The sequence below is a fragment of the Kitasatospora sp. NBC_00070 genome, from assembly GCF_045041205.1.
Lineage (GTDB): Bacteria > Actinomycetota > Actinomycetes > Streptomycetales > Streptomycetaceae > Kitasatospora.
This window is the reverse complement of sequence record NZ_CP108247.1, coordinates 1,094,380-1,106,637: the sequence shown is the minus strand read 5'-3', so window position 1 is coordinate 1,106,637 and position 12,258 is coordinate 1,094,380. Positions and strand designations below refer to the sequence as shown.

The window sequence follows — 12,258 nt, the reverse complement described above, 5'->3', positions numbered from 1 at the left end:
TGGCAATAGGTCTGGACCAGCAGGGCCGTGGACCTGACAGCAATCCGTCAGATCCACGGCCCGTGGTCGGTGTACGCGCTCGGTGACCGGTCCGGGGTCAGCCGAACGGGTTGTACGCAGGTGGCTCGGGTTCGGCCGCCGGTGCGGGCGCGGCGGCGACCGGCGGCGGGGCGGGTGCGGCGAAGGGGTTGAAGTCCGGCGGCGGGATGTTGACCTTGACGCCCTTGCCAGGGGTCGGGGCGTCCTCCGCAGGGGCCTGGGCCGCCGGGGCCGGGGGAGCGAAGGGGTTGAAGTCCGGCGGCGGGATGTTCACCTTGACGCCCTTGCCGGGCGCCGGGGCGGCTGCCGCCGGCGGGGCGGCCGGGGGCGGCGTCGGTGCGGGGATCCGGGCCGGGGCGGTCGGCCGGCCGGACGTCACGGTGCCGAACGGGTCGGCCTTCTGCTGGGTGGTCACCGTGCCGAACGGGTCGGCGACAACGGGCTGGGCCACCGGCTGGGGGGCTGCTGCGGCGGCCGGGGCGGTGACGGGCGCCGGGGCGGGTGCGGCGAAGGGGTTGAAGTCCGGCGGCGGGATGTTCACCTTGACGCCCTTGCCGGGCGCCGGGGCGTCCCCCGCCGGGGCCTCGGCCGCCGGGGCCGGGGCCGGCGGAGCGAAGGGGTTGAAGTCGGCCGGCGGGATGTTGACCAGCGTGCCCTTGGGACGCTCCGGGGCCGGGGCGGGAACGGTCGGGGGCACGGTCGGCATGGCCGGCACCGGCGGGGCCGCCACGGGCGGCTGCGGGGCCGACGGGGCCTGCGCGACCGGGGGTTGGGCGACCGGGGCCTGCGCGACCGGAGGTTGGGCGGGCTGCTGGGCCACCGGCTGCTGGGCCGGGATCTGCGGCAGCGCGGCCCGGGTGCCGTCCCAGCCGAGCTGGATGCTGGCCAGGATCTCGGCGAAGGCCGCCGCGTACAGCTCCCAGTCGTCGGCCTGGACGGTGCCGAGCTGGACGGTCAGCACCGAGAGGCCGTCCGGCAGCGGCAGGAACGCCTGCAGCACCGAGCTGACGGTGTTGTCCGCGACGTCGGGCTCGCCGGCGGGCTGGCCGACCGGGAGCAGCAGCGGCGGCACCGGGGCGATCCGGCTCTCCACCAGCACGGCGGTCGGACCGGCCGGGATCAGCACCGTCCAGACCTCGGCCTGCGGGCGCTGGTCGGCCAACTCGGCCGACAGCTCGGAGATCTGACGCGGGGACTGGGTCAGCGAGACCACCAGCGATGCCCGGCTGCGCCGGCCGTCCGTCTGGAGGGCGGCGACCCCGGCGTAGACCACCCCGGCGGCGGCGGCCGGCTGGGCCAGCAGGCCGGTCAGCACCGACCAGTCCTGCCGCCGCGGTGCGCGGGCGCCCGCGTACAACTCCTCGGCCACCTCGGCGAGATGGCCCGCGCGGGCCTGCCGGTCGCCCCGGACGGTCAGCGGGTGGAAGACCGACGGCACCACCAGGCGGACCTCCACGCCCGCCCCGGTGGCCAGCTCCTCGGGCACGGCGACCGGCCGCTCGGCGGCGAACCGGGCCACGGCCGCCGGGAACTCCGGCCGCATCCAGCTCTCGGCCGGCTCCGGCCGGACCGGCACGGCGACCTGCTCACCGGAGACGGCCTCGACCGGCAGCCCGTAGACGTCCTTGCCCCCGTAGCGGGCGAACAGCTCCGCCGTCGGCGCCTCGGCAGCGGCCGAGGTCCGCGTGGTACCGGCCTCGACCACGGTGCCGAGCCCGCGGACCGTCAGCAGGCCGGGGCCGCCGGGACCGAGCCGGAGCCCGAACAGGGCACCGGCGGAGGGATGGGCGGTGCGGTCGAAGGCCGTCAGCGAGCCGGCCGGGTAGTAGGTGGCGTCGGCCCCCAACAGGGTGTCAGCCAGTACGTCGATCGTGGCGCCGATTCGTTCCGCGCCCGCGAAGCCGTCCTGAGTCATGCCGCTGAGCCCCCCTCGTTCTCAGACCTGATAATTCCGTCCACTTTCTATCAGAACCCGGCGTCAGGAGCAGGTGCCGGGGCAGACCGGCTCACCCTTCGGCGAGCGTCGCCACCGCGTCGGCCAGACCCGGAACGCCCAGCAGACCCGCGAGTTGGCGGATCAGCCGGCCGGTCGGGCCGTCGGCGCTCTCGGCCGCCAGGAAGCCGGCCAGCTCCACCGCCAGGGCGGGCTCCCGGGCCGCGCAGACGGCCAGCGCCGCGACGAACTCCTGCACCAGCTGGAGCTGGAGCTCCTCCAACGGGACCTCGGGGGTGGCCAGCCAGTCCAGCGAGGTGATCTCGGCGTTGGCGATCCAGGCCCGGACCGTCCGGCGCAGCCCCGGGCTGGGCTCGGCCACCGCCAGGTGCCGGAGGATCTGCACCGCGGCCGCCCGCCGCACCTCGTCGATCACCGCGTTGCCGGCCGGTCCGGCCGTCACCGAACCGCCCCGCAGCAGCGCCGCGAAGCCGGGACCGTGGCTGCGGACGAAGTCCAGGTAACGCCCCATCACCCGCAGCAGCCGCGCCGAGAGCGGCCCCTCGTGCGGCTCCTCGAACCGCCCGGCCAACTCCTGGCCGGCCCGCCGCAGCGCCTCTTCGTAGATCGCCTGCTTGCCCGGGAAGTAGTGGTAGACCAGCGGCCGGGAGGCACCGGCGGCCGCCGCGATGTCGTCGATCGACACGTCCTCCGGCGCGGCCCGGCTGAACAGGTCGAGGGCCACCGCGATCAGCTGCTCCCGGCGCTCGTCCACGCTCAGCCTGCGCCGGGGCGCTCGCTCGGGCCGGTCCGCCACCGGCGGCGTACGGGAAACCATGGGCGCCACCCTAATTGTTCGAGCGGGCCCGTGGGGGTCCGGGCCGGTGGTCAGCCGACCGTACCGCCCGCCCGGTGCACCAGGTAGTGGCGGTACGCCTGGAGGCCGTCCGGGACGAACGGCCACTCCGTCAGCCGCCGGGTCAGCTCGTCCTCGGTCAGCCAGCCGTGCCAGTCGACCTCCTCGACCTGGGGGCTGACCGGTCCGTCCCAGCGGGCCTCGTAGGTGTCGCACCACCAGGACATGCCGTTCTCCTCGAAGAGGAACTTGAACAGCCGGACCGGCACGATCCCGCTGACCCCCATCTCCTCCTCGGCCTCCCGGACCGCCGCCTCGGCGTAGCCCTCCCCGGCGCCGACCACGCCGCCGACGAAGCAGTCGTAGGTGCCGGGTGCGTAGAGCTTCCCGGTCGCCCGGCGGTGCGTGAAGATCCGCCCCTCGGTGTCCCTGACCAGGATGAAGACGCACCGGTGGGTCAGCCCCAGCCGGTAGACCTCGCCGCGCGGGGCGGTGCCGATCACCCGGTCCTGCCCGTCCACCACGTCCAACACTTCGTCAGCAGGGTTCGTCATGGACCCACGCTACCGATTCGGCAGGCGCCCGATGATCGGACTATCTTTCGGAAGTAGGGGAGCGGACGAGCAGAGGGCGGCACGCGGTGGTGGAGATCTGGGGCGAGGCGGCGGACGGTTTCGAGCCCGTACGGGAGGCCTTCGCGCGCAACTTCCGCGACCACGGCGAGCTCGGCGCGGCGTTCACGCTCTACCTGGACGGCCGCAAGGTGGTCGACCTCTGGGGCGGCGACGCCCGTCCCGAGGTGGGCGGCCGCCCCGACCCGGCGGTCCTCTGGACGGCCGACACGGCGCAGGTGCTCCGCTCGGTCACCAAGGGCCTGACCGCCGCCACCGCGCTGCACCTGGCCGGGCGGGGACAGCTCGACCTGGACGCCCCGGTGGCCTCGTACTGGCCCGAGTTCAAGGCCGCGGGCAAGGAGCGGATCCCGGTCCGCTGGCTGCTCTCGCACCAGGCCGGGCTGCCCGCGCTGGACGTGCCGCTGCGGGTCGAGGACGTGATCGCCTGGGAGCCCGCCGTCGCGGCGGTCGCCGCCCAGGCCCCGTTCTGGGAGCCGGGCCGGGCGCACGGCTACCACCCGTACACCTTCGGCTGGCTGGTCGGCGAGGTGGTCCGGCGGGCCGCCGGGCGCAGCGTCGGGCAGTACTTCGCCGAGGAGATCGCCCAGCCGCTCGGGCTCGACCTGTGGATCGGCCTGCCCGCCGGCGCCGCCCCCAGGGTCGGCCGGCTGGTCGACCTGCCCGCCCCCGAGGCGGCCCTGAACGGTCCGAACGGCCTCCGGCTGCGCCCCCGCAGGTCGGTGGTGGACGCCTACCAGGACCCCTCCTCGCTGACGGCCCGTTCGTTCGGCGCGGTCCGGCCCAAGGTCGACCTGAACGATCCGGCGGCGCAGGCCGCCGAGATCCCCGGCGCGGGCGGGATCGGCACCGCCCGTTCGGTGGCCCGGTTCTACGCGGCGCTGATCGGTGCCGCCGACCGGCACGGCGGGGCCCCCGGCGAACGGCTCCCGGCGGTGTTCGGCCCGGGTCTGCTGGCCGAGGCGATGGGCCCTGCGGTCAGCGGCCCGGACCGGGTGCTCATCATCAACACCGCCTTCGGCCTCGGCTTCTTCCGCCACGGCCCGAGCTCCCCGATGGCCTCCCCGGCCTCCTTCGGCCACCCGGGCCGAGGCGGCTCCCTCGGCTTCGCCGACCCCGACCTGGGCATCGGCTTCGGCTACGTCACCAACGGCATGCAGCCCGGCGTCACCGGCGACATCCGCTCCCGCACCCTCATCGCAGCCGTCCGCACCTGCCTCACCTGACCCAACCTTTTGGCAGGTGCTTCAGCTCTACGGTCCAGGGGCTCGGGGAACTGCGACGCCGGCCCTTGCAAGGTGATCCGTTCAGGGGTGGTCAGGCACTTTCGCAGTGACCCGAACGCCAGATCTCCTCGCAGTTCCCCGAGCCCCTGACCGTAGATGCTCGGGCGCCTGCCAACAGCGCAGCCCCGAGCCCCTGACCGTAGATGCCCGAGCGCCTGCCAAATGCAGTTCCCCAAGCCCCAGGCAGTGCAACTGAACGCCCAGCCCACGGCGCAGCCGGGAGCGTCAGGCCTGGCCCGTTTCGAAGCGGCTGATCAGGCCGTCCCGGACGGCGAAGCGCCAGGCGGTGCGCATCTCGCCCCAGGTGTCGTTGCGGTAGTTGGCGACCACCGTGCGGCCGTCGTCCTTCTCGGACTGCACCTCGATGTGCCCGCGCGAGGAGAAGATCTCCCGCTCGGTCCAGTCGGCGAGGTCGCGGTCCGTGCCGTCGTCGGCCATGGTGGCGTCCGGGGTGAGGGCGGCCTGGAAGGCGGCCCGGTCGTTGGCGTTGAGGGCGGACAGGAAGGTCCGTACGGCCGGGTCGGAGAGCTTGTCGATCTGGATGGTCATGGGTCCTTCTCCAGGGGAGGGATGGCTGTCGGACCCAGCGAAACACTCCGCCCCGGGCGGTCCCGGTGACCTTGGGCCGTCCGTGGCGTGCCGCGACCTGCGGCATTTTCATCGTTTGATGTGCTTTGATCCCGATATGGGGGATTCGCTCACCGAAGGGAGCCCTGGATGGGGCCGGCCGAACTGCTCGTCCTGACGTTCCCGCAGGAGACCATCACCGTCGAGGCGGTGAAGGCGCTGGGACAGCTGCGTACCACGGGCAACATCCGGGTGATCGACTCACTGGTCGTCACCCGGCACGCCGACGGCGAGGCCACCTACGGTGAGCTCGCCGACTTCGAGCACCTCCAGGGCGTGGTGCCGGCGGACCTCGACGAGCTGGCGCTGATCGGCCCGGAGGACGCCCAGGAGGCCGCCGAACTGCTGGAGCCGGGCAACGTCGCGCTGCTGGTGCTGATCGAGCACCTGTGGGCGCAGGCCGCCGCCGAGGCGCTGCGTGCGGTCGGCGGCCGGATCGCCACCGGCGTGCGGATCCCGCCGGAGCACATCGAAGAGGCCGTGCGGGCCGCCGAGGCCCGCGTCGCGGCCGGACAGTAGAGGAGGACGTCGTGTTCCGACCCATGCGCCCGATCCGCCCGATCCGTGCCGTCCGCCCGGTGGGAGCCCCGCTGGTGCGGGGTCTGGTGGTCGGCGGTGCCGCGTACGCGGCGGGCAGGAGCGCCGCCCGCTCGTCCCGCAACGAGCAGGACCAGAACGCCGCCATCGCCGACCTCCAGGCCCAGCAGGCCCCGCCGCCCGCCTACCAGGCCCCGGCCTACCAGCCGCCGCCGGCGGCCGCGCAGCCCGACCTGGCGTCCAAGCTCACCGAGTTGGGGCAGATGGTGCAGCAGGGCCTGCTGACCCCGGAGGAGTTCGCCACCGCCAAGGCCCGGCTGCTGGCCTCGGGTTGATCGAGGACCGGAGCGCGCGCCGGGGGAGTGCTCCAGGAGGTGGCAGGGCGGTGTGAAGCGCGGTGGGGGCGCTCGACCAGTGGCCGAGCGCCCCCACCGGGCCGGCGGGCTAGAAGAAGCCGAGTGCCTGCGGGGAGTAGCTGACCAACAGGTTCTTGGTCTGCTGGTAGTGCTCCAGCAGGGATTTGTGGGTCTCCCGCCCGATGCCGGAGTTCTTGTAGCCGCCGAAGGCGGCGTGGGCCGGGTAGAGGTGGAAGCAGTTGGTCCAGACCCGCCCGGCCTGGATCTCCCGGCCGGCCCGGTAGGCGGTGGAGCCGTCCCGGGTCCAGACGCCCGCGCCGAGCCCGTAGGGGGTGTCGTTGGCGATCGCGACCCCGTCCGCGAAGTCGTCGAAGCGGGTGACCGAGAGGACCGGGCCGAAGATCTCCTCCTGGAAGATCCGCATCCGGTTGTCGCCCTCGAAGACGGTCGGCGTCACGTAGTACCCGTCCGTCAGGTCGCCGCCCAGGTCGGCCCGTTCGCCGCCGGTGAGCAGCTTGGCGCCCTCGGCCTGGCCGATGTCGAGGTAGGAGAGGATCTTGGCGAGCTGGTCGGCGCTGGCCTGGGCGCCGATCTGGGTCTCGGTGTCCAGCGGGTTGCCCTGCCGCATGGCGGCCACCCGGGCCAGGCCGTCGCCGAGGAAGCGGTCGTAGATGCCGGACTGGATCAGCGCCCGGCTCGGACAGGTGCAGACCTCGCCCTGGTTCAGCGCGAACAGCGCGAAGCCCTCCAACGCCTTGTCGTAGAAGGCGTCCTGATCGGCCGCCACATCGGCGAAGAACAGGTTCGGGCTCTTGCCGCCGAGCTCCAGCGAGACCGGGATCAGGTTGGCGGAGGCGTACTGCATGATCAGGCGCCCGGTCGAGGTCTCGCCGGTGAAGGCGATCTTGCGGACCCGGGAGGAGGAGGCCAGCGGCTTGCCGGCCTCCTCGCCGAAGCCGGTGACCACGTTGACCACCCCCGGGGGCAGCAGGTCGGCGGTCAGCTCCATCAGCTGCAGCACCGAGACGGGGGTCTGCTCGGCGGGCTTGAGCACCACGGCGTTGCCGGCGGCCAGCGCGGGTGCCAGCTTCCAGACCGCCATCAGCAGGGGGAAGTTCCACGGGATGATCTGCCCGACCACGCCGAGCGGCTCGTGGAAGTGGTAGGCGACGGTGTCCTCGTCGAGCTGGGAGAGTCCGCCCTCCTGGGCGCGCAGCGCCCCGGCGAAGTAGCGGAGGTGGTCGACGGCGAGCGGCAGGTCGGCGGCCAGCGTCTCCCGCACCGGCTTGCCGTTGTCCCAACTCTCGGCCACCGCGAGGGATTCGAGGTTGGCCTCGATCCGGTCGGCGACCCGGAGCAGGATCAGGGCCCGGTCGGCGGGCGAGGTGCGGCCCCAGGCGGGGGCGGCGGCGTGGGCGGCGTCCAGGGCCGCCTCGACGTCCTCGGCGGTGCCCCGGGCGACCTCGCAGAAGGTCCGGCCGGTCACGGGGGTGGGGTTGTCGAAGTACTCGCCCCGGACCGGGGGCGTCCACTGCCCGCCGATCCAGTGCTGGTAGCGGGAGTGCAGGTCGACGATGCTGCCGGGTTGACCGGGAGGCTGGTAGACCGTCATGAACGGTGGTACTCCTCGCTGTTGGAAGGCGTACCCGGGGCCGGCGGGTGGCGGCCCTGGGCGGGAACCGACACGTGCGAGGGTCACGACTCGAACACTCGGAGTAGCGACCCGTGCGGAACCCTAACCCCGTGACGGCCCGGCCGCCACGGTGCCTTCCGGTCGGTCTCAACCGGCCAGGTAGCGACCGGTCCTGGCCTCCCAGCGGAGGTAGCCGGCGGTCCAGGCGGCCAAGCCGTCGGCGTACCGGTGCGCGGAGTGGCGCTCTGTGGTCGTGAGACCCAGTAGACTGTAGATCTCGGGGAGTTGGCCCATCAGCTCGGCGAACCGGTGCACCATGAGCTGGGCTTCGGCCATCACCACCGAGGCGGCTTCGTCGGCCGGGCAGCCGCGTTCCCGCTGGACGATCATCACCAGGTTGGCGACGTCGCCCCGGGCCAGTTCCTGGGCGTAGGAGCGGACATCGTTGGAGAGCGAAGGTATGTCGGCGGCCAGCTGCCGCAGTTGACGCAGTACGGGGTGGTGCAGCACCGCCTGCGGCACCTCGAATCGACCGAGGCGTTCGACCATGTCGAAGATGGTCTCCATGGCCGCCGTCCCCCGACGGAGCATCAGATAGCCCTCACGGTCCGGGAGACGGCTGGATATCCGGCCGGCCGCCTCGGCGGGATGGCAGGCGAAGTACCATTCCCAGTTGTACGCCGCTCTGGCCCGCCAGCGGGCGGACATGCCCTGCAGGCTGCGCCGCCAGAGGTCGGCGAAGGCGCGTTCGGTGGGGGTGCTGCCGAGTGGGCGGGTACTGTGGATGATGGCGGTGAGGCGTTCGCAGATCACCGCCACGCGTTCCGGTTCCCGGCCGAGGGCCTCGTCGAACTGGTCGTCGAAGAGGAAGTAGAAGCCCATCAGGTCGGCCGCCAGGTCGAGGTCCTCGGGGCTGCTCTCCGGGTAGGTGAGCGCGGCGAGTTCCGGGACTTCCCAGCGGGCATATGCCAACTCACCGGTGGAGGCAGCGAGTTCGCGGTGGCGGTGCAGCCATTCCTGGTGGTGCTGGGTCGCGTGGGACTGATGGGGGTTTCGACGGTGGGGGAACGGAAGCTCGAGTGAGCATTCGTCGGACATGGGACTCCCGGCGCTCGGTTCTGTGCGTGCTCTTGGCGCTCTCCACGGCTCTGTAGGAAGCCTTTGCGCCGTATACGTGCTGAAGATCAGCGGCGCCCCGTTCGGGGCGAAGAGTATCTGATCTGATCATCAGACGTCAGGGGTACCAAGGGATTTGCCCCCGGCGTCGGCACCGAACCCTGAACGGGCACTCCAGCCTGCGCGAACGCGCGCCACGGGGGCGGCCACGGTACTAGTCTCGCAACAGGTCCATGGGACGGGTGCGAAGCGGAGGCTGGGGCAGTGGTCGATCATCAGGGCGGGGCCAGGAGCGGTCGCCTGCGCGAGCGGGACGAGGAGTTGCGGACCGCGGAGCAGGCGCTGGACCGGCTCTGCCAGGACTTCGAGGCCGGTGGCACCGAGATCGGCGAGCTCCTCGTGTACGCGTCGCCGGCCGGTCTGGGCAAGACGGCGGTGATGGACCACGTCCGGCGCCTGGCCAAACTCCGGAAGACCTGCACGGTGCTCTCCGGCCGTGGTGGCGAGCGGCAGATCAAGGAGCCGTTCCACGTCCTCAAGCAGCTGTTGCTGCCGGTGCTCGGCGGTCTCACCGAGGCGGAGCGCAGCGAGGTCTTCGGCGGCTGGTACGGCATCGTCGGCCCGGCGATCGGCCTGGTCCCGCCGTCGGGCGAGGTGGAGCAGCTCGACCCGCAGGGCGTTCGGGACGGCCTGGACTACGTGCTCACCCAACTGGCGCCGCGCCGTGCCCCGTTGGTGATGATGGTGGACGACCTGCACTGGGCCGACCAGGAGTCGCTGACCTGGCTGGCCTCGTTCGCGGTCCGGGCCAGGCACCTGCCGGTGCTGCTGGTCTTCGCGCACCGCAACGAGTTCGAGGAGGAGGGCCGCAGCCTCCAGCAGCAGATCGAGAGCCAGGCCACCCGCCGGCACGTGCTCCGGCCGCTGAACCCGGCCTCGGTCAGCGAGCTGGTCCGGGACGAGCTGGGCGTGGAGGCGGAGGACCTGTTCTGCCGTCAGGTCTGGGCGGTCACCCGGGGCAACCCGTACGACGTGGCGGTGCTGCTGCGCGAGGTCAAGGAGCAGCAGCTGGAGCCGTTCGAGGAGAACGTCCAGCAGCTGCACGACCTGGCGGCCGCCGCCAAGGGCATGACGATGGACTACTGGCTGGAGAAGCTCGGCGCCCGGGTGATCCGGTTCGCCTGGGCCTGCGCCCTGCTCGGTACCGACATCAAGCAGAACCTGGCCGCCGCGATCTGCGCGCAGAGCCCGGCCGAGGCGGAGGAGTCGGTCCGTCAGCTGCGCCGCCACCACGTGCTCACCACCGGGCCGAACGGGCGGCTCGACTTCGTCCACCCGGTGATCGGCACCTCGATCTACCAGACCATGCCGCCCAGCACCCGGACGGGCATGCACGGCATCGCGGCCACCGCGATCGAGAACTCCGGCGGCTCGCTGCTGGACGCCTCCCGGCACCTGCTGGAGACCCACCCCGAGGGCGACGACCTGATGGTGGCCAAGCTCCGGCAGGCCGCCACCGAGCACCTGGCGATCGGCGCCCCGGAGGCGGCGCTGCGCTGTCTGCAGCGCGCCCTGTACGAGCCGCCGGACGAGGACGTCCGGGCCGAGGTGCTGTTCGAGGCGGGCAGCGCCGCGCTGCTCACCGACCCGCTGGCCACCGTGCACCAGCTCAAGCAGGCGCTCGCGCTGGAGCCGGGCCTCAGCCCGGACAAGCGGGTGGACGCCACCTTCCGGCTGTCCGAGGTGCTGGCGCACTCCGGCGAGCTGATCGAGGCGGCCGAGGTCTGCCGGATCGAGGCCGAGCGGACGGCGGCGGGCCCCGACCGGCTGCGGCTGGAGGCGCTGCACTTCATGTGGATCGCCTGGCAGCGCGACGAGGCGGACGGCCCGGAGCGGTCCCGTCGGCTGGCCGCGCTGGACGGCCGGATCAGCGGCCAGCGGAGCCCCGAGCGGGCCGTCTACACCCTGCGGGCCTGGGACTTGACGCTCCGCGGCGAGCCCGCGGGCCGGGCGCTCGGCTTCGTCGAGCAGGCCACCGACGCGGGCCGGCTGCCGGAGGGCCTGGGCTGGCGGAACACCACCTGGGGTTTCGAACTGCCCGCCATCATCGGCCTGACGTACACCTACACCGACCAGCTGAACAGCGCGGAGAAGCTGTTCGCCGAGGCGATCACCGAGTTCGAGGTGGCCGGCTGGAGCGGTGCGCACCGGGGCTTCTCGTACTTCCTGATGGGCCTGGTCCGGTTCCGGCGCGGGCTGCTCGCCGAGGCCGAGGACTTCCTCCGCCGGGGCCTGCGGCTGTCCGAGCGGATCGCGCCCGACCTGCCGCTGCAGTGGGACGTGGTCGGCGTGCTGTGCGACACCCTGCTGGCCCGGGGCCGGGTCACCGAGGCGTGGGACCTGGCGCAGAAGTACCACTTCGAGCCGCCGTACCACCCGACCGCGATGGTGCTGCCGGACGCTCCCACGCTGTACGGCAAGCTGCTGCTGGCCAAGGGCGACCGGTCCGGCGCGATCGAGGTGTTCCGCTCGGTCGGCGCCCAGCTGACCAAGCGCGGCTGGTTCAACCCGGTCTGGGCGCCGTGGGCCGGTCAGTTGGCCCTCGCCCTGGCGCACGACCGGCCGGAGGAGGCCCGCGCGATGGCGGCCCAGGCGATGGAGTGGGCGGACAAGTTCGGCACCGCCTCGGCCCGCGGTACCGCGTTCCGGATCCAGGCGGCGGTGTCGGACGGCCAGCTCGCGGTGCCGCTGCTGGAGGAGTCGGTCAACCTGCTCACCCAGTCCCCGGTCAGCTACGAACTCGCCTGTTCGCTGGTCGATCTGGGCACCGCGCTGGCCCGTACCGGTCGGCTGACCGACGCGGCCGAGTACTTCTACCAGGGCATCGAACTGGCCCAGAACTGCGGCGCCGACGTCCTGGTCGCCCAGGCCAGGCGGGAGCTGGCCAGGACGGGGCTGCGGCCGAACCGGCTGCGCACCCTGAGCAAGGAGTCGCTCAGTCAGCACGAGCGCAAGGTGGCCGAGTTGGCCGCCAAAGGCGTCCCGCCGCAGCGGATCGCCGATCAGCTCAACGTCCAGCTGAGCCTGGTGCACCGGCGGCTGGCCGCCGTCCACCGCAAGATCGGCACCGGCCCCGAGGGCCTGGCCGAGGCCCTCGGCCTGCCCCGCCCGGAGCCGGAGGACACCGACTGACCGGCCAGGTGCCCGGTCCGATCCGGCGCGATGGGTCGGACAACCCCTAGG

At 72.9% G+C, this 12,258-nt stretch carries 10 protein-coding genes; 4 read left to right on the top strand and 6 right to left on the bottom strand.

The window, feature by feature from the left end:
- Positions 1-97: 97 nt before the first annotated feature.
- From OHV05_RS05165 to OHV05_RS05155, 3 genes are all read right to left on the bottom strand, one after another.
- Positions 98-1,954, bottom strand: a complete 1,857-nt coding sequence (locus tag OHV05_RS05165) for a hypothetical protein (protein ID WP_405016561.1) — start codon at positions 1,952-1,954, stop codon at positions 98-100.
- A 91-nt stretch (positions 1,955-2,045) separates the two neighbouring features.
- Entirely contained in the window at positions 2,046-2,810 is a 765-nt protein-coding gene (locus OHV05_RS05160; protein ID WP_403042200.1) for a TetR/AcrR family transcriptional regulator, read from the bottom strand.
- A 50-nt stretch (positions 2,811-2,860) separates the two neighbouring features.
- Entirely contained in the window at positions 2,861-3,382 is a 522-nt protein-coding gene (locus OHV05_RS05155; RefSeq protein WP_405016560.1) for an NUDIX domain-containing protein, read from the bottom strand.
- Positions 3,383-3,468: 86 nt separating this feature from the next.
- On the opposite strand from OHV05_RS05155, the gene OHV05_RS05150 reads away from it, so the two are divergent.
- The gene (locus OHV05_RS05150) at positions 3,469-4,686 is read left to right on the top strand and encodes a serine hydrolase domain-containing protein (RefSeq protein WP_405016559.1); all 1,218 of its coding nucleotides are present in this window, start codon (positions 3,469-3,471) and stop codon (positions 4,684-4,686) included.
- Positions 4,687-4,971: 285 nt separating this feature from the next.
- On the opposite strand, the gene OHV05_RS05145 is transcribed toward OHV05_RS05150, so the two are convergent.
- On the bottom strand, positions 4,972-5,295 hold the full coding sequence (locus OHV05_RS05145) for a nuclear transport factor 2 family protein (RefSeq protein WP_405016558.1): 324 nt from the start codon (positions 5,293-5,295) through the stop codon (positions 4,972-4,974).
- Positions 5,296-5,463: 168 nt separating this feature from the next.
- Between OHV05_RS05145 and OHV05_RS05140 the strand changes: the two genes are divergently transcribed.
- Both OHV05_RS05140 and OHV05_RS05135 read left to right on the top strand, forming a co-directional pair.
- Complete coding sequence (locus tag OHV05_RS05140; RefSeq protein WP_405016557.1) at positions 5,464-5,892, top strand: DUF6325 family protein; 429 nt, start codon at positions 5,464-5,466, stop codon at positions 5,890-5,892.
- Positions 5,893-5,903: 11 nt separating this feature from the next.
- Positions 5,904-6,245, top strand: coding sequence for an SHOCT domain-containing protein (locus tag OHV05_RS05135; protein WP_405016556.1), 342 nt, complete (start codon positions 5,904-5,906; stop codon positions 6,243-6,245).
- A 109-nt stretch (positions 6,246-6,354) separates the two neighbouring features.
- Here OHV05_RS05135 and OHV05_RS05130 read toward each other — a convergent pair whose 3' ends face one another.
- Positions 6,355-7,878: an aldehyde dehydrogenase family protein gene (locus OHV05_RS05130; RefSeq protein WP_405016555.1), complete on the bottom strand. Its 1,524-nt coding sequence runs from the start codon at positions 7,876-7,878 to the stop codon at positions 6,355-6,357.
- Between the two features lie 168 nt (positions 7,879-8,046).
- Positions 8,047-8,871, bottom strand: coding sequence for a terpene cyclase (locus OHV05_RS05125; RefSeq protein ID WP_405016554.1), 825 nt, complete (start codon positions 8,869-8,871; stop codon positions 8,047-8,049).
- Between the two features lie 408 nt (positions 8,872-9,279).
- Between OHV05_RS05125 and OHV05_RS05120 the strand changes: the two genes are divergently transcribed.
- Entirely contained in the window at positions 9,280-12,207 is a 2,928-nt protein-coding gene (locus OHV05_RS05120; protein WP_405016553.1) for an ATP-binding protein, read from the top strand.
- Positions 12,208-12,258 lie beyond the last annotated feature (51 nt).